This is a genomic window from Flavobacterium aquiphilum, from assembly GCF_027111335.1.
Taxonomy (GTDB): Bacteria; Bacteroidota; Bacteroidia; order Flavobacteriales; family Flavobacteriaceae; genus Flavobacterium; species Flavobacterium aquiphilum.
Map to the genome: position 1 here is coordinate 2,213,350 of NZ_CP114288.1, position 15,877 is coordinate 2,229,226.

At 33.9% G+C, this 15,877-nt stretch carries 18 protein-coding genes; 5 read left to right on the top strand and 13 right to left on the bottom strand.

Annotated elements, in window-relative coordinates:
• The first annotated feature begins 343 nt into the window (after window positions 1-343).
• On the top strand, window positions 344-2,011 hold the full coding sequence (locus OZP12_RS09215) for a tetratricopeptide repeat protein (protein ID WP_281228798.1): 1,668 nt from the start codon (window positions 344-346) through the stop codon (window positions 2,009-2,011).
• A gap of 610 nt (window positions 2,012-2,621) precedes the next feature.
• Here the strand turns inward: OZP12_RS09215 and tpiA are convergent.
• The 4 genes from tpiA to OZP12_RS09235 all read right to left on the bottom strand — a co-directional run bounded on the left by tpiA (window position 2,622) and on the right by OZP12_RS09235 (window position 5,801).
• Complete coding sequence (gene tpiA / locus OZP12_RS09220; protein ID WP_281228799.1) at window positions 2,622-3,374, bottom strand: triose-phosphate isomerase; 753 nt, start codon at window positions 3,372-3,374, stop codon at window positions 2,622-2,624.
• 29 nt (window positions 3,375-3,403) lie between these two features.
• Window positions 3,404-3,907, bottom strand: a complete 504-nt coding sequence (locus OZP12_RS09225) for a TlpA family protein disulfide reductase (RefSeq protein ID WP_281228800.1) — start codon at window positions 3,905-3,907, stop codon at window positions 3,404-3,406.
• Between the two features lie 206 nt (window positions 3,908-4,113).
• Window positions 4,114-5,214 (bottom strand): BT_3928 family protein, encoded by a 1,101-nt coding sequence (locus tag OZP12_RS09230; RefSeq protein ID WP_281228801.1) that lies wholly within the window; start codon window positions 5,212-5,214, stop codon window positions 4,114-4,116.
• Window positions 5,215-5,261: 47 nt separating this feature from the next.
• The gene (locus tag OZP12_RS09235) at window positions 5,262-5,801 is read right to left on the bottom strand and encodes a DUF1599 domain-containing protein (protein WP_281228802.1); all 540 of its coding nucleotides are present in this window, start codon (window positions 5,799-5,801) and stop codon (window positions 5,262-5,264) included.
• A gap of 88 nt (window positions 5,802-5,889) precedes the next feature.
• On the opposite strand from OZP12_RS09235, the gene folP reads away from it, so the two are divergent.
• Together folP and OZP12_RS09245 are read left to right on the top strand one after the other, a co-directional pair.
• The gene (folP, locus tag OZP12_RS09240; RefSeq protein WP_281228803.1) at window positions 5,890-6,717 is read left to right on the top strand and encodes a dihydropteroate synthase; all 828 of its coding nucleotides are present in this window, start codon (window positions 5,890-5,892) and stop codon (window positions 6,715-6,717) included.
• Window positions 6,714-7,334 (top strand): hypothetical protein, encoded by a 621-nt coding sequence (locus tag OZP12_RS09245; protein ID WP_281228804.1) that lies wholly within the window; start codon window positions 6,714-6,716, stop codon window positions 7,332-7,334. The genes folP and OZP12_RS09245 overlap by 4 nt, the downstream gene beginning before the upstream one ends.
• Window positions 7,335-7,408: 74 nt before the next feature.
• On the opposite strand, the gene OZP12_RS09250 is transcribed toward OZP12_RS09245, so the two are convergent.
• Both OZP12_RS09250 and rlmH read right to left on the bottom strand, forming a co-directional pair.
• A complete protein-coding gene (locus OZP12_RS09250) occupies window positions 7,409-7,888 on the bottom strand; it encodes a CHRD domain-containing protein (RefSeq protein ID WP_281228805.1) in 480 nt (159 codons plus the stop codon).
• Window positions 7,889-8,138: 250 nt separating this feature from the next.
• Entirely contained in the window at window positions 8,139-8,612 is a 474-nt protein-coding gene (gene rlmH, locus OZP12_RS09255) for a 23S rRNA (pseudouridine(1915)-N(3))-methyltransferase RlmH (protein WP_281228806.1), read from the bottom strand.
• A gap of 416 nt (window positions 8,613-9,028) precedes the next feature.
• On the opposite strand from rlmH, the gene OZP12_RS09260 reads away from it, so the two are divergent.
• The gene (locus tag OZP12_RS09260; protein ID WP_281228807.1) at window positions 9,029-9,811 is read left to right on the top strand and encodes a sulfite exporter TauE/SafE family protein; all 783 of its coding nucleotides are present in this window, start codon (window positions 9,029-9,031) and stop codon (window positions 9,809-9,811) included.
• Between the two features lie 254 nt (window positions 9,812-10,065).
• Here OZP12_RS09260 and OZP12_RS09265 read toward each other — a convergent pair whose 3' ends face one another.
• The 7 genes from OZP12_RS09265 to OZP12_RS09295 form a co-directional block, all read right to left on the bottom strand.
• A complete protein-coding gene (locus tag OZP12_RS09265; protein ID WP_281228808.1) occupies window positions 10,066-10,365 on the bottom strand; it encodes a DUF1905 domain-containing protein in 300 nt (99 codons plus the stop codon).
• A 240-nt stretch (window positions 10,366-10,605) separates the two neighbouring features.
• Complete coding sequence (locus OZP12_RS09270; RefSeq protein WP_281228809.1) at window positions 10,606-11,517, bottom strand: hypothetical protein; 912 nt, start codon at window positions 11,515-11,517, stop codon at window positions 10,606-10,608.
• Window positions 11,518-11,604: 87 nt separating this feature from the next.
• Window positions 11,605-12,144, bottom strand: coding sequence for a helix-turn-helix domain-containing protein (locus OZP12_RS09275; protein WP_281228810.1), 540 nt, complete (start codon window positions 12,142-12,144; stop codon window positions 11,605-11,607).
• 188 nt (window positions 12,145-12,332) lie between these two features.
• Window positions 12,333-12,836, bottom strand: a complete 504-nt coding sequence (locus tag OZP12_RS09280; protein ID WP_281228811.1) for a GNAT family N-acetyltransferase — start codon at window positions 12,834-12,836, stop codon at window positions 12,333-12,335.
• A gap of 210 nt (window positions 12,837-13,046) precedes the next feature.
• Window positions 13,047-13,421 (bottom strand): hypothetical protein, encoded by a 375-nt coding sequence (locus OZP12_RS09285; RefSeq protein ID WP_281228812.1) that lies wholly within the window; start codon window positions 13,419-13,421, stop codon window positions 13,047-13,049.
• 14 nt (window positions 13,422-13,435) lie between these two features.
• On the bottom strand, window positions 13,436-13,615 hold the full coding sequence (locus OZP12_RS09290; protein ID WP_281228813.1) for a hypothetical protein: 180 nt from the start codon (window positions 13,613-13,615) through the stop codon (window positions 13,436-13,438).
• A 187-nt stretch (window positions 13,616-13,802) separates the two neighbouring features.
• Entirely contained in the window at window positions 13,803-14,312 is a 510-nt protein-coding gene (locus OZP12_RS09295) for a hypothetical protein (protein ID WP_281228814.1), read from the bottom strand.
• A gap of 375 nt (window positions 14,313-14,687) precedes the next feature.
• Between OZP12_RS09295 and OZP12_RS09300 the strand changes: the two genes are divergently transcribed.
• The gene (locus tag OZP12_RS09300) at window positions 14,688-15,707 is read left to right on the top strand and encodes a reverse transcriptase domain-containing protein (protein ID WP_281229046.1); all 1,020 of its coding nucleotides are present in this window, start codon (window positions 14,688-14,690) and stop codon (window positions 15,705-15,707) included.
• Window positions 15,708-15,877 lie beyond the last annotated feature (170 nt).

Below are 15,877 nucleotides of genomic sequence, written 5' to 3' on the forward strand. Positions count from 1 at the left end.
TCAGAAATATTTCTTGGTAACGAATCTTATATTTTGTTTCCAATATTACAGGATTATTATGGCAAGGTTTTTGTAATTATCTACAAATGAATAGTTAGGGCCTTGCCAGATTTTGAAAAAGTCTAATTTAAAATTTTTGTTCTTCTTTGTTGTGTTGTGATTATGCTTTTTCTTGGAAATAAAAAATGATTTTTATCATGTTTTTTAAATATAACTAATTGATTTTAAATAGTTTAATGATAAAAGTCAATAATTTTTGCCGCATATTGTTTTATATTTGTGGAATTGTTTTTATTAAAAATTAATGCTGGACTATTTTATTATATAAATTAATTAATCAATCATGAAAAAAGTTTTTATTTATACCGTTGCAATGCTGTTTTCTGTTTTTTTGGGACAAGCTCAGGATATAAAGCAAGCAAAAAACGCTATTGATGCTGAACAGTATGAAGTAGCAAAAAAGACTTTGGAAACTATAACAACTTCAGCGCCTACAGACGGGTATGCTAGATTTCTTTTGGGGAATGTTAGTCTTTTGAAAGGGGATTATGATGCCGCCAAAAAGAATTATGACGCCGGAATTGCTTGCTCCTCCAAAGCAAATTTTAATTATATAGGATTGGGTTATATCGCACTCGATAAAGGTGATGTTGCCGAAGCCGAGAAAAATTTCGCATTAGCTACTAAAAATGGTAGCAAAAACAATATGGAAGAGTCGGTATTTATTGGTAAAGCCTATACCTATTCGACTAACCCAAATTATAGTAAAGCAATTGAGATTTTGACCAAATCCCGATTAATTGATCCTAAAAATACTGCTGTTTTATTGGCTTTGGGTGATGCTTACAAATTCAATAAAATGCAAAATGAAGCTTATGAAGCTTATCGTGGAGCTTTTATGATTGATGCTACTTTGTTGAGAGCCAAAATGGGGTTGGGGACTTTAATTAAAAATGCCCATAATTTTCCTGTAGCATTAACATCATTTAATGAGGTGATAGCCTTGAATCCTAATTATGGGCCGGTGTATCGCGAACTTGCTGAAACCGAATATCTTTGGGCTTTAAATGATCCAAGCAATTATGAAAGTCATATTTCAAAGGCTTTAGCATATTATGAAAAATACATGTCTTTAACGGATTACTCATTGGAATCCCGTATGCGCCATGCCGATTTCCTTATATTAGCCAAAGACTACAAAGCGCTTGAAGCTGAAGCTAATGAAATGACAAAAATCGACAAGGTAAATCCTAGAATTTATCGTTATTTGGGTTATTCGGCTTATCACAATAATAATTTGGACGTAGCTATAAATTCATTGGAGCCATTTGTTTCTAATCCATCGAATAGAGTAATTGGTAGGGACTATTATTATTTGGGAGCCTCAAAATTAGGCAAAGCTGTACTCTCAACTCCAGTTGATACTTTGCTTATTAGTAAAGGAATTTTGGATTTGAAAAAAGCTTTAGAATTAACTCCTGCTATAACTAGTGAGTTCTCAGATTTAGGCAAAAAACTTTTTGAGAAAAAATTATATTCCAAAGCCGCTGCCGTTTATGAAATAGCAATTTCAAATACGGAAGTAAAACCATCGTTGCTGGATAATTTCTATTTTGCTTCGTCTATATATTGGTCTTGTGTGGGAATTGAAAATTTGAATCCTAAGCAAATAGAAGCGCTAAATAAAGCTGATTTATCATTGGATAAAATTATTGCAGCTTCGCCAACAACTCAGGATGCGTACCTTTTTAAAGCGAGAATTCAGGTGTTACTTAAAAATGACACATTGGTTGCCAAAAATTACGAAGATTTTGTAACTGCAGCGAGCAAAAAAGATCCTTCAGAGTTGGCAGCCAAAGGGATGAAGTCTAAATTGGTTGAAGCTTATAATAATTTGGGCGTTATTTATGCTGCTACTGATAAAGTTAAAGCAAAAGATAATTTTAATAAAACCTTAGGTATTGATCCTGCTAACCAATATGCAAATGATCAATTGAAAAGCTTGAAATAAGAGATATTAAATAGTTGATATAGCTTGAAAACCAACGATTGATTTCGTTGGTTTTTTTATGTTTTTGGGTAAGAAAAAAAGGAAGCAACGCTTCCTTTTTTAATTTTGATTTTTGGGCAAATCGGGTTTGTAAATTCGACGGATTGTTCCTATCCTTTTTACCCTCAAAATATTTTCTTTCGAATATATTTCTGCAAAAAATAGTTACAATACTTTTTTAGTTTTCGAAGTAAGACCGAGTAATAATTTCCCTTTTCAAATGCCAATAGCATTAGGTATTACTGGGTCGGAGTCTTCAAAACTTTTTATATATTCAAAGTCTTTTCAATAATGGTGCCAAACTTTTGTTTTAAAGTTAAAATGTTGATTTTTAGCCCTGATGGGAGCGGCATCCTGTGGCCCCGGGGTTTGGGGCCGCAGATACAGTAGACAGCAGGAGCAATGTTTCCTATAAATGCTAATGTTCTTGCTCCAAAAAAATAGTATTATTTGTGCGTATGAATGATATAATAGACGAGTTTCAGTTTAGAAATAAAAAAAACCTGCTCAAATTAATGAACAGGTTTAAGGTATATTTAAAAAAGGTTAAGCTTGAAACCTTTTCTATTTTTTAGATAGATGTTACAATAGTAATGAAATCTTTTGCATTTAAAGCAGCACCACCAATAAGACCACCATCTACATCTGGTTTAGAGAAAATTTCTTTGGCATTGTCTGGTTTAACACTTCCTCCGTAAAGGATAGTAAGATCTTCAGCAATATCGCTGTTGAATGCTTTACGAACAGTTTCTCTGATGAACTCATGCATTTCTTGTGCTTGTTCAGGAGAAGCAGTTTCTCCAGTTCCGATAGCCCAAACTGGTTCATAAGCCAAAACGATTTTTTCCCAGTCTTTAGCTTGAATGTGGAATAAACCATCTTTCAATTGGTTTTCAACAACGTTGAAATGATTTCCTGATTGACGATCTTTTAATTCTTCACCAAAACAGAAAATTACAGTCATATCATGTTTTAATGCAGTATCTACTTTGCTTGCAATTAAAGCATCAGTTTCGTGAAAAATTGCTCTTCTTTCAGAGTGTCCTAAAATTACGGTATTCACACCTACGCTTTTAAGCATATCGGCAGATATTTCACCTGTAAAAGCACCGCTTTCTGCTTGGTGCAAGTTTTGTGCAGCAACTGATATATTAGAATGTGTTAAGTTTTCTACTGCTGAAGCCAGGTTTACAAATGTTGGGGCAACAATTACTTGTGCGGCAGTTTCAGCTGGAATTTGAGTCAATAACTCGTTTAATAAATCTTTTGTTTGTGCTGCATTTTTATGCATTTTCCAGTTTCCTGCAACAATCTTCTTTCTCATTTTTTTGTAGTATTTATGTTTTTTTTAAATTAAAGGTTTTGCTGCAACTCTTTTAAAGTTGCGTCGATTTTATCAAAATCTGTTTCAATAGCACGGTAAACCACTATTTTTCCCGTTTTGTCGATAATGATGTATCTTGGAATCCAATCTAAGTCAACAGCAGTTCCAAAAACGCCTTTCATACCATCATTTGCCATAAAATGTAAACCGTTTAGTTGGTGTTTTTCAATACCAGCTTTCCATTTGTCCGCTGTTTTGTCCATTGACATAAACACGTACGAAACATTAGGATTGTTGGCTTGAAGTTCTTTTAGTTTTGGCATTGCTTTTACGCAGTCACCACACCAGGAAGCCCAAAATTCTATAATTGTAGTTTTACCTTTTTGATTTTTCAGGATGTCTTTAAATTTAACCTGATTTCCGTCCATAGCTAATAAAGTTTCGGAAAGTGCCTTTTTGGAGAATTCGGTTTTCTGTGCTTGTGAGCAAGAAAATGTTATTAAAGCAATAATTAAAACGGCTATTTTTTTCATTTAAAATTAAATTTTCACAAAGTTAACTAAAGAATTCTAAAATAGACGAACAGATTTTGGAATTTTGATGTGAAAATGGTTGAAGTCAATCACAATATCGTTATAGTTGATATTTTTTTTGGAATTTGATTTCTTACAAATAAAAAAAACCTTGCAAGAAAATAATATCCTTACAAGGCTGATTTTACTATTGAAATAAATTGAAATTAAAAAACTAAATCATCAGTATCGTTGTAATGCACTTTTTGTTTTATGGTTCCTTTTTCAAGGATTACAAAACTTGGGTTAGCTCTTTCAATAGTTTTTAACGAAGTAGCATCACAGAAATAAAAACCAAAAGTGATACCGTATTGTTTTTTGATTTTTGCAATCTCATCTGGGGTTGAACCAGTCATTGCGATTGTTTTATACCCTTTTGCGGAAGCGGCCTTACTGATTTGCTCCATTTTGGCAAGACCATCAGCATTGGCAAGAGCCAAATCATAAGCAACAATCATTAGTAATTTAGGCTCTTGTAAAAGCTCTTCTTTATAATCAGATCCGTCTTTTTCCATTACAAAATCATGGATGGGAGGAACGTAACCTTCAGAGATTACTTTGTCTTTTCGATCCACAAAAGTAGCTCCGGCTGGAATGTTGGATAAGTCTTTTTCTGTAAATTCTTTGTCAACACCATTTACTTTGTAGATGAAAGTCATTTCTACCACTGATTTTGGAGCGCCTTCAGGAATCTCCATTCCTTTCTGTATGTTATTTCCAACTTTGTAAGGTCGGAAATCTTTTAATGGTAAGTGATTGATAACCCAATATCCCATAAATGCACACAAAGCAACAGACAATAATGCAAGGCTATTTTGAACTTTATCGCTGAATATAGGTTTTACCAATTTCATGTTGACAAACAGAATTAAGATAAAGAACAATAGGACTACATCTTTAGTGAAGGATTGCCAAGGCGTAAGGTGTAATGCATCACCAAAGCATCCGCAATCTTTTACCACATCAAAATATGCCGAATAGAAAGTCAGGAATGTGAACTTTATGATTAAAAGTAACAAAAGCCAAATAGTCAATTTGGATTTGAAACCAATGAGCAGCATCACACCTAAAAAAACTTCCAGGATTACTATAAATAAGGCTATCGCCAAAGCGTAAGGAACGAAAATTGGCATATTAAACACCGGTTCGCTGAAATATTCGGCCAATTTATAGGAGAAGCCTACAGGGTCGTTTAATTTAATCAATCCTGAAATTATAAACAGGATTCCGACGAAAATTCGGGAGAATTGTGTGATAATGTTTTTCATTTTTTTTGGGGAGTTTTTTTGAAAGTTTCTATAAAGCTTCGTGAAATTTATTTTTTGTTCATCAAAATCAACGCAAAAACCGAGTAATTAATCATATCCTGATAATTAGCGTCAATTCCTTCGGAAACAATAGTTTTTCCTTTATTATCTTCAATTTGTTTGACGCGAAGCAGTTTTTGTAAAATCAAATCGGTGAGCGAACTCACACGCATGTCACGCCAAGCCTCTCCATAATCGTGGTTTTTGTTTTCCATCAATTCTTTGGTCAAGGCTACTTTTGCATCATATAATTGGGTTGCTCTTTCGGTTTCTAAATCGGGTTGATCCACCACGCCCAAATCCAATTGGATCAAAGCCATAATCGAATAATTGATGATTCCGATGAATTCTCCAGTTTCGTCTTCATCGATTTTACGGATTTGATTTTCCTGTAGGCTTCTGATTCTTTGCGCTTTTATGAAAATTTGGTCGGTTAGGGAAGGAAGTCTCAAAATGCGCCAAGCACTACCATAATCTTTCATTTTATTGATAAAAAGCGTGCGGCAAATGGCAATCACCTTGTCAAATTCTTGTGAAGTATTCCTCATTATTGGTGTATATTTGTATAAAAATTGCATCAAAAATAAGAATAATTTTTTTGAATGCAGAACATAAAGTTTCTAAAACCAAATTGAAATGACTATAAATTGTAAAGGACAGCTTATCGACTTGTCTGAGCCAAAAGTGATGGGGATTTTAAATATTACTCCCAACTCATTTTTTGATGGAGGTAAGTATAAAAATGAAGAGGAACTTCTGGAAAGAGTAGGGAAGATGCTCGATGAAGGAGCCGATTTTATTGATGTTGGAGCCTATTCAAGCAAACCCAATGCTGAGTTTGTTTCGGAGGAAGAGGAGATTTCAAGGATAATTCCTGTTGTGAATTTGCTTCAAAAACATTTTCCGGGAATTATATTGTCTATAGATACTTTCAGGGCGGGAGTTGCAAAGGTTTGTATCGAAAACGGTGCAGCAATTATTAATGATATTTCTGCGGGGAAACTAGATGACAAAATGCTGGAAACCGTTGCGAAATTTCAAGTTCCCTACATTATGATGCACATGAAAGGAACACCGCAAACCATGCAGGAATTCACGCAGTACGAAGATATAATTAAAGAAATGCTTTTTTATTTTTCGGAACGAATTGCTGTTGCCAGGGCTCACGGTATTAACGATTTGATTGTGGATCCTGGATTTGGTTTTGCCAAAACATTGGATCAAAATTACTTTCTTATGAATAAAATGGAATTGTTTCAAATGCTTGAATTGCCTTTATTGGTTGGGATTTCAAGAAAATCTATGATTCATAAAGCATTGGGGGTAAGCGCTGAAATGGCTTTGAATGGAACTACGTTTTTGAATGCAATTGCTTTGACAAAAGGAGCAAAAATACTTCGTGTTCACGATGTGAAAGAAGCTGTGGAATGTGTTCATTTGTTTAATAAATTGAATCAAAAATGATAAAATATATATTTGGGATCGTATTGTTGATTTGCGTTTCCTGCGGAAATAAAGAAGATATTTTATTGCCAAAGTCTGATAGAACGATCGTAAAAGATATTGTGGATTTATCGCCGATTTACATTTTTTTCAGAACGAATGGCAAAGATACTTTGGCTGAAGTAAATAGAAAAAACAGCATCAGTACCACAAACTGGGTTTTGAATATTGACAAAAGATTACCTTTAAAATTGGTAATTCCTGAAGTAATAAAATTGCAGGAAAAAAAGCGTGGCGACAGTGCACATAAAAATGAGTTGGCTCAGAACTTTTATTCGTATGCTGATACTATTGGCAAAAATCTGGCCTTTATTCCTTTTACAAATGTGTTTTATAAACTGGAAAAACCTAAAACAGGTATAATTGTTTTTTTTGCTAAAGACGGAACAATCAAAATCAATAATGAATTGGTTTCCAAAAATGATTTGAAGAAAAAGATTGATGAGATTAATGTTCAATCCCTTGAAATTAGGTGTTGTTTTGATAAGAACTCTAGTTATGGCGTTTATCTTCAGAATAAAATATTTATTGATAGTATAATGACGAAAAAAGCAGTAATTGAAGAATTTATTTATTAGTTCTGTCTTTTTTTAAAATTAAAAAAACCTTTCTATTCTTCAGATTAGAAAGGTTTTTTTGATAGGTTGAGATGTTAGTATCCACCACCACCGCCGCCTGTACCACCTCCAGTAGTACCTGTTTTGGTAAGTACACCGCTTATTTCCCCTGCAGGATAAGCAGTTGTATGTAAGTTAACATAATCTGTTCCAGCCATAAGTTGGGTTATTTGCGTATCATTTATGGCTGCAGAATAGGTAAATGGTGAGCTTGCAACGGTTGCATCGGGAAATGGAAGTTGAACTGCTCCGTCTGCACTATGGATATGGCCATGAATAGGTGTTAGTCCTGTGTAGTTTACTGTGATTTCATAAGTTTTAGCAGTTTCGTTCAATTTGAGCGTAGCACTTCCTGAAGCTGTTGATGTAACACCAGTGGGAGGTCCTAAAGTTGCAGTAAAAGTTGAAATAACAGGCGAGGGTGCGCTTGGTGTAGAATTATCGTCACTACTGGAACATGAATTTCCAATAAAAAACAATAATAAAATCGCTGAAAAATTTAAAACAGATTTCATAATTATACGTTTTTGAGTTAGGAAAAAAGGTTGAAAACTATAATTATTAAATTTTATTAAGATTTAATAAAAACACATTAAATTTACGTTTTTATTTTCAATTAATGAGATTTTTATATGTAAAATATTGGTTTTTAACGAGTTGTTGTTTTGTGGTAATCAGGAAACTGATAATCTCAGAGTTTTAAACTGATGCTTAATTTTGAAACCGGAAATTAATAAAAGCGAAATAGAATTCTTTTAGCAAATTTTATTGATGATGATAAGGTTCATTTCTCAAAATGGTGAAAGCGCGATACAATTGCTCAATAAAAAACAAGCGAACCATTTGGTGCGAAAAGGTCATAAGAGAAAGGGAGATTTTTCCGTTTGCTTTAGCATAAACGGTATCTGAAAAACCGTAAGGCCCTCCAATGACGAAAACCAATGTTTTTATACCCGAATTCATTTTTTTTTGTAATTCTGCCGAAAAACCTACACTGGAAAAGGTTTTTCCGTTTTCGTCCAATAAAATAAGCTGATCGGTTGGAGTGAGTTTGGATAATATAAGCTCTCCTTCTTTTTCTTTTTGCTGACTTTCAGATAAGTTTTTTACGTTTTTGATATCAGGAATTATTTCCAAATCAAACTTGATATAAAAAGACAATCGTTTGGTGTAATCATCAATCAGGGTTTGTAATGATTTATTGTCTGTTTTGCCAATCGCGATAAGTTTGATGTTCATTTTGTAGCGTTTCAAAAAGGCAAAGTTACAAAAAGGACTTAGTTTTTTGATTATGACATTTTTTCTTTAGATAAAGAATATAGATGCTTGCAATTCTTTTAAAGAAAAAAATCTAAATGTTTTTGTTTTATTTTCTTACTTATTTTTAAATTTTTAATCGATTTTTATAATCTATTTTGCCTATAGGGTAATTGCCGAATATTTATTGTTTGGTTAGTAAAAATCTTTTTTTATGATTTTAGACCAAAATAATATTGATTTTGATAATAATTTGCCCTTCAAGAATAATTTTCGAAGATTCTTTACTGATTATCGATGTGCATCGTTGAATTAAAAATAAAACATTAATCCTATAAGATTACTATAATATAAGATGTTTTGTTTACTTTTGTCGGCAAAAAAAATTAAGTTATTTTATGGATTTTCAGATAGGTTTAGTAATTGCAGGATTAGTAGTAGGATTTGTGGTAGGAATGACTGGTGTAGGTGGAGGTTCATTGATGACTCCGATTTTATTATGGTTTAATATTCCTCCGACAACAGCAGTTGGTACCGATTTATTATATGCTGCGGTGACTAAAACCGGCGGTATTTTTGTTCATAATAAAAAGAAAAATATTAACTGGAAGATAACCGGTTGGCTTTCTTTAGGCAGCGTACCAGCAGCTTTATTGACTTTGTGGATACTTCATAGTTTGAAAGTCGATACAGAAGCTTTAAATCATATGATAAAATACAGTTTGGGTTGGGCATTGGTTTTTACTTCTGTGGCTATTTTATTCAAAAAGAAAATAATGGTTTTTTCTGAAAAACATGCTGGCGACAAATTTCATAGAGAGAGTAAAACGCAGAATGTGTTGACAGTAGCAATTGGAGTGCTTTTAGGTGCTACTGTGACGCTGACTTCGATAGGTGCTGGGGCACTAGGAACAGTTACTTTGTTTTTCTTATACCCGCTTTTACCAACGCCAAAATTGGTTGGAACCGAGATTGCACATGCAATTCCTTTAACGCTTGTTGCCGGATTGGGTCATGCTTCAATGGGGAATTTAGATTTGGCTTTACTTGGTCAGTTATTGATGGGCTCGCTTCCGGGAATCTATATGGGAAGTATGTTAAGTGGGAAAATGCCTGATTTGATGCTTAGAAACGCGATTGCAATCATGCTATTCTTTGTAGGTTTCAAGCTTATTTCCTAAAGATTTAAAATAGGTTTTATAAAGCGTTAATGGTTTAGAATTTTATCGGGAACCATTAAAATATTTAGTCTTTTGACTGGATATCTTAATGGTTTTCTTATTTGTTCTAATTTTGGGAACTGCTTAGAGCCTGCTATAGCTCCTGAGGGGCGAAATATTTGCAGACAATTATTAATCAAGTTCAGTTTGTTAAGGTAAAACTACTATTGCTGACCGTTTTTTTACAAGTTTGGAGATGATGGTCGATTTTATTTTTAAACCCAAATAGTAGTTGTAATGTCATCGCCTTTTTGGATTTTTTCCTTCTTTCTTATTTCTGCTTTAAGAGGAAGCAAATAGGTGTTGAGTTTAGTGTCAAACCATATTGCAGTTTCCCATTTACTATTGCCAATTTTTGCTACAGCTTTCAATCGTCCCCAGCCTTCTTCTTGCCATTTAAGGTTTTCTCTTATTTCTTTTGCCATTGCGATTGGAAGTGAAACAAAGTACCAGCCATTTGGACCTTGATGCTGCCAAGTTTTTGCTGAAAATTCATATTTGATTTTTCCATCCATTTTTTTTTATTTTGTAATTAAAGATAATAAAGTTTCAACAGATTGATGTCTTGGTTGTAGCCAAAGCTCCAATGCCTGCATTGGGCAATTTAGAAGCAAGGAAACTTATATTCAAAAGTGCTTGAAAACACGAGAAAAACCAAGCAAAATCAATCCAAAAAGAGAACACAAAATCCTCTTGAGAAATTACATAAAGTGAGTGAATCGTCCTGAAATAACTATACAGGTTCTCAGAAGGTCTTATTCTATTCCCATTTTGTTTTGTGTACAGTCAAAGTACAAACTATTGTTTAAAAATATTTTGTTTCCCAACATTCCTGTCATTCCAGAAAATTTCATCATTGAGTATTGGGCTTGAGAAAATCCCTCTACATAAGTAACGTAATTTAAAGGTATTTCGTGGTTTGAAATCTGTATTTTCTGGTTACAGTTTGATGTATATGCAGTTAAAACTTTATCCCATGATTGTGATTTTTCGATGTTTATTTTTGAGTAATATAATTTCAAGTTTTCCCATACTTCTTTGTTGGTTAATAATTCATAAGCACTAGTACCCGAATCAAATAAAAAATTTTCCTCTTTTCCTTTTAATAAACCGCTAACAATGATTTTTCTTTTTTTGAATTTAAAATCAAAGAGTTTGGTTTGAAATTGAGTAGGCACTTTTGAGAGATTTAAAGCAATATAATTTTCTTTAAAATTGATGAGTGTTTTCCTGTCTTCCAAAATGTCTGCTCCAATAGTCCCAATAATTTTTAAGGAGTCATTTTTAGTGTCATTTCCGAGATTATAAATTTTGAATTTATCGGAAGTGATTTTTGTTTTTCCGATATAAAAAGATGTTTTTGCAACATCTTCATTTGTCTGTATTTGAAGGATGTTTTTAATTGATTTTGAGTAAAAAACGGTATAAGGTGAACCAGTGTCAAATTGCAAATAATACGTTGTAGTGTCGTCATCAAAATGCATGGGAAGTAGTAACACATTTTTTTCTTTACTCAACCACATAAGAGGAATAGAACCACTTTCATTTTCTATTATTAAATAGTTTTTTTCGGGAGTAAATTTTTGGTCAAAATAAATATAGCTACCAAGTACAACCAAAACCAAAAAGGCCAAAAAGGTTAACGCGATTTTCTTTAAAATTTTCATTTGATTATTTTTTTTGCAAATGTCTATTTTAGGGAACTAAATGAAGGCAAAACAATACGCCAATTTTACGTCAATTTGCTGATGATTTTATAAGTAGTTGATTTTTAAATTTTTATGTAAATCATTTTTAATGTTTAAACTAATGCCGTTTAGTATAACCACGAGTAATTTTAGACAAATAATTATTAATAAGGGCAATAGAAAAAGAGGAAAATGTAGTGATAATCCTTTTTGAATAAACGGACTTATGATTTGTGAAAGAGCTAATGCAGTTGCTAAAATGACTTGAACACTTACAATGCTTTTTCCTAATTCCTTATTTTTAGTGTCTTTTGTTTTATATGTCAAAATCAAAGGAAATAGAACTCCGCCAAAAGGTATTATAAGTCCAATTAAGCTAGAAAAATTAATCAATTTTGCTCTGTCAACTTTTGTGATCTTTTTGGAAGGTACAAGTTTTTCAGGCTCAGTTTGAAAAGCATTTGCAAGAGCTTTTAATGTAAACCCTTTTGGGATATTTCCTGCTTCAATCCTTTGAATTGTCCTTAGAGAAATACCGCTTTTTTGGGCAAGTTCAGTTTGTGTTAAGTTTTTTTCTTCTCTTAAATGTTGGACTATTGATTTCATTTTCGTTTCATTTTCGTTTCGGATAAACTTTTTGCTAACGTTTTGGCTCTTGGCTATGTGGCGGATTAAGGAAACGTAATATTTCGGTCAAAGACTAATTTTCCAAGTACAAAACCATCTTCAAATTAAACATAATCTCACCATATTGCCAAACTACTGTTAGCGGTTCGTTGATTTTTTTCCTCGCTTTATTTTAGTTTCAATTTCATTTGGTCTTCAGTAAAATATTTCCCTTTCCATTTTATCGCATTGCTTTCAGAGCCATATGTTACAAAGCCAAATTTTTCGTAGAGTTTTTTTGCATTGTCATTATTTGCAATTACCGTCAAATTAATTTGTTCAATGTCAGGGATTTGTTTTACTCTTTCAATTAATTTTTCAATTAGTTTTTTTGCAATTCCTTGTCCACGAAAGTTTTTGGAAACATACATTCTAAACAAAATACCTTTGTGTCTTAATTTTTCTCTATCTCCACCGTCACGAGCAAAACTTACTACGCCTACTAATTCTTTGTATGAATAAGCCCCAAGTGTAAAACTGTCCAATTTGTCTTCAGTAGGGAAAGATGTATTTAAATCGTCATTAGGTGTTATACGAAAATTTTCTTCGTCATTGATTAGCCCAAAAGTTAGAAACTTTTTATAGTATTCAATTTGGTCAGACTTGATTTCTGTAATTTCTATTTTATTCATTGTTAATTGTCAATTAGTGAGTGGTCGTTTTACAATGACCGCTAATTTTCCCTTGTTGCAAGGGTGGGGTGGGGTTAAATTAAGCCTTATTTTCGGATTTGCCACCCGAGCGACAGCGAACAGGCGAAGCAAAACTTCCCAAATACAGGACCATTTCCAAATTAAGCCAATTGCCCAAATCTCTTGTAGCAAGTGTTAGCCACAGGTTATTTATATATAGTCATTTACGTCATCTTCGGTAATCCATTCTTTCATTTCGGGTAAAACTCTTTTTTGCATAAAATCGAAAAAATCTAAATGCTCCGATTCGATTATATTCCAACCTTTTACATTTGTTCCGAAAGATGGATGAAATACAATTATATTTTCTGTTACTTTTCCGCCCTTAATTTCAAACCCTACAAATGTGTCCATATCTTGTCTACGCCCAAAAGTCATTACTTCACGATTTTGTTCACACTCAATTTTAAATCGTTCGTTGATTGATGAATTCTGATTAATTTCTGTTTCAAAATTCCAAGGAATGAATTTCGTTAAATTCAGTTTTGCAAACCAATTATATGTATTTGGTATTTGGTATTTCATCGTTTTATTTAACTTTAACCTTGTGTTATTTTGTCTGCAATTATAATGAAATCTATTTTGGCTTTTAGTGGTTCTTCGAATCCTCTAATATGAATTAGAGTGTAACCAATGTCAAAATCTTCTTGGACTAATACGATATCTTTTATATTAATTAGAGTTTTTTGAGCATCGTTTTTTATTTCTAGAAATGCCATATTTGTGGTTGTTTTTTATTATTTCTCTTCGTTTTTTCGGTTAACTTGTGGCTAACGGTTTGCGCTATGAAATGTTGGGGTTTTCGGAGCCACTCCCGTATCCGCCGAGACAAGCCAACCAGAAAGTGCTGAAAACGCCTAACCACAATGCCCCCAATTTTTATAGCGTGTGTTAGCGGTTCGTTGTTTATTTCCTATTGTCTTGTTTAAAAGGTTTAAGAGTATTGTCAATTAAGCTACAAATTTCTATAAAGTTGTCAGCAAGGTTTGTAATAATATTTTCAAGATTTTCTTCTTTTAATTCTGTCCACCCTTCCATTAATGTCAATGGACCAAATTTTACGCTTACATTTTCCCAATTGTTTTGATATGTTTTAAACTGTTTTCTGAAACTATTCGCAAACTCTCTACTTAAAATAGAATAACCATTTAGTTTCCTAAGTTTTAATGCATGAATATTGTAGAAAACTTTGTTTTCTTGTAATGTCTTTTCATTTACCCAAACGGAAAAAAATATTCTTGCCTCCGCAGTTAACGGATTATTTAAATCATTTGTCCATTCTCGTTTGTATAACTTCAAATAAACAGAATTCAATACAATACCAATAGAAATTTCAAGTTTTTTTTGGTCTAGAAGTCTTTTGTCAAGACTATCAGCAGATTTTTTGAATTTGTCTAAGTAATGTTCAAAGTCCATATTTACAAATATTAAAATTAAGTTGTCAGTGTTCTTTGAGTGTCGCTCTCACAATGACCGCTAACGTTCCCGTGCTTTGCGAGGTTTGGGATTAAATTAAGCCTTATTTTCGGATTTGCCACCCGAGCGACAGCGAACAGGCGAAGCAAAACTTCCCAAATACAAGACCTTTTTTAAATTAAGCCAAATGCACAAATCTCTTGTAGCAAGTGTGTGTGCCCTGCATGAGCAGGACACACGCTGTAAGCTTTGATAAAAATTCGAAAATACAAATTTGGATTTAGAAAACAAATCTTACAGCGTGTTATTTTTCCAGAGGGTGCAAGTCCCTTATGGGCGGACTGAAAACCCGAACCATTAGCACGTCGCAAGGTTATCGCACCGCTATTTGAACCCGAATTCAGCAACAACAGTTTTGGATTTAGACCCAACAAAAACTCCCGACAAGCCGTTGGACAAGCGAGGGATTACATCCATCAAGGACTGAACTACATCGTGGACACCGACTTAAAGAACTTCTTTGACGAGGTTGACCATTGTTTACTGCTGAATCTGATCTATCAAAAAGTGAAATGCAAAACCACGATGCGTCTGATACGAAAATGGCTTCGGGTACCGATAAAAATCAACGGCAAACTGCAAAAACGAAGAAAGGGTGTTCCGCAAGGTTCTCCATTGAGTCCGTTATTGTCTAATATTTTGCTCGATGAATTGGACAAAGAAATGACAAGACGCAAACTCAAATTCGTTCGTTATGCCGATGATTTTAGTATCTACTGTAAATCTGAAAATCAGGCGAAAGCCACGGCAAAAGTGATTGCCAAATTCCTGAAAACGAAGCTCCAACTCACCATAAACGAGGAGAAAAGCGGGATTAGACGCCCGGTAAACTTCACGATTTTGGGCTTTGGTTTTGTGCCAACGTACAGGAAAGGAAGCAAAAACGACTATCAACTGGTGGTGGCAGAAAAGGCTTGGAAGAAGCTCAAGGAACAGCTCAAAAACATTAGCCGCAAAACCGCACCAGCCAAGCTCGAGGAACGTATCACCAAAATAAAAGAAGTGCAACGGGGATGGTTAAACTATTTTCGGGGAACGAGCATTATGGGTAAATTACGTGATTTGGACGGTTGGTTGCGTAACCGACTTCGCTACTGCATTTGGCATGATTGGAAAAAACCCGAGCGAAAGAGAAAGAATCTCATTCGGCTTGGTGTTGACCAAGGTCACGCTTATGCTTTTAGCCGCACTCGCAAAGGTGGTTGGGCAATTGCACAGAGTCCGATTTTGAGTACCACTATTACCTTAAAACGCCTAAAACAGCGTGGCTATCAATCCTTGACCGACGTTTACATTGAACTTAACCCATCTCTTTGCGAACCGCCGAGTACGTGACCCGTACGCTCGGTGGTGTGAGAGGCGCACTCCGTTCCATAAGGGGCGGAGCCGTCTACTCGATTATGCGGGGGTTATTTTGTCGAAATTACAATTTTCACACAAAACTTTCACGCTTCTGTTGGCACATTCCAATTTTCACGTTTCTGCTTTCGGTTCGCAATTTCAAC

Excerpts from the sequence above, each read along its gene's own strand:
- OZP12_RS09215 (WP_281228798.1), top strand. The coding sequence starts at position 344 with ATGAAAAAAGTTTTTATTTATACCGTTGCAATGCTGTTTTCTGTTTTT.
- tpiA (WP_281228799.1), bottom strand. The coding sequence starts at position 3,374 with ATGAGAAAGAAGATTGTTGCAGGAAACTGGAAAATGCATAAAAATGCA.
- OZP12_RS09225 (WP_281228800.1), bottom strand. The coding sequence starts at position 3,907 with ATGAAAAAAATAGCCGTTTTAATTATTGCTTTAATAACATTTTCTTGC.
- OZP12_RS09230 (WP_281228801.1), bottom strand. The coding sequence starts at position 5,214 with ATGAAAAACATTATCACACAATTCTCCCGAATTTTCGTCGGAATCCTG.
- OZP12_RS09235 (WP_281228802.1), bottom strand. The coding sequence starts at position 5,801 with ATGAGGAATACTTCACAAGAATTTGACAAGGTGATTGCCATTTGCCGC.
- folP (WP_281228803.1), top strand. The coding sequence starts at position 5,890 with ATGACTATAAATTGTAAAGGACAGCTTATCGACTTGTCTGAGCCAAAA.
- OZP12_RS09245 (WP_281228804.1), top strand. The coding sequence starts at position 6,714 with ATGATAAAATATATATTTGGGATCGTATTGTTGATTTGCGTTTCCTGC.
- OZP12_RS09250 (WP_281228805.1), bottom strand. The coding sequence starts at position 7,888 with ATGAAATCTGTTTTAAATTTTTCAGCGATTTTATTATTGTTTTTTATT.
- rlmH (WP_281228806.1), bottom strand. The coding sequence starts at position 8,612 with ATGAACATCAAACTTATCGCGATTGGCAAAACAGACAATAAATCATTA.
- OZP12_RS09260 (WP_281228807.1), top strand. The coding sequence starts at position 9,029 with ATGGATTTTCAGATAGGTTTAGTAATTGCAGGATTAGTAGTAGGATTT.
- OZP12_RS09265 (WP_281228808.1), bottom strand. The coding sequence starts at position 10,365 with ATGGATGGAAAAATCAAATATGAATTTTCAGCAAAAACTTGGCAGCAT.
- OZP12_RS09270 (WP_281228809.1), bottom strand. The coding sequence starts at position 11,517 with ATGAAAATTTTAAAGAAAATCGCGTTAACCTTTTTGGCCTTTTTGGTT.
- OZP12_RS09275 (WP_281228810.1), bottom strand. The coding sequence starts at position 12,144 with ATGAAATCAATAGTCCAACATTTAAGAGAAGAAAAAAACTTAACACAA.
- OZP12_RS09280 (WP_281228811.1), bottom strand. The coding sequence starts at position 12,836 with ATGAATAAAATAGAAATTACAGAAATCAAGTCTGACCAAATTGAATAC.
- OZP12_RS09285 (WP_281228812.1), bottom strand. The coding sequence starts at position 13,421 with ATGAAATACCAAATACCAAATACATATAATTGGTTTGCAAAACTGAAT.
- OZP12_RS09290 (WP_281228813.1), bottom strand. The coding sequence starts at position 13,615 with ATGGCATTTCTAGAAATAAAAAACGATGCTCAAAAAACTCTAATTAAT.
- OZP12_RS09295 (WP_281228814.1), bottom strand. The coding sequence starts at position 14,312 with ATGGACTTTGAACATTACTTAGACAAATTCAAAAAATCTGCTGATAGT.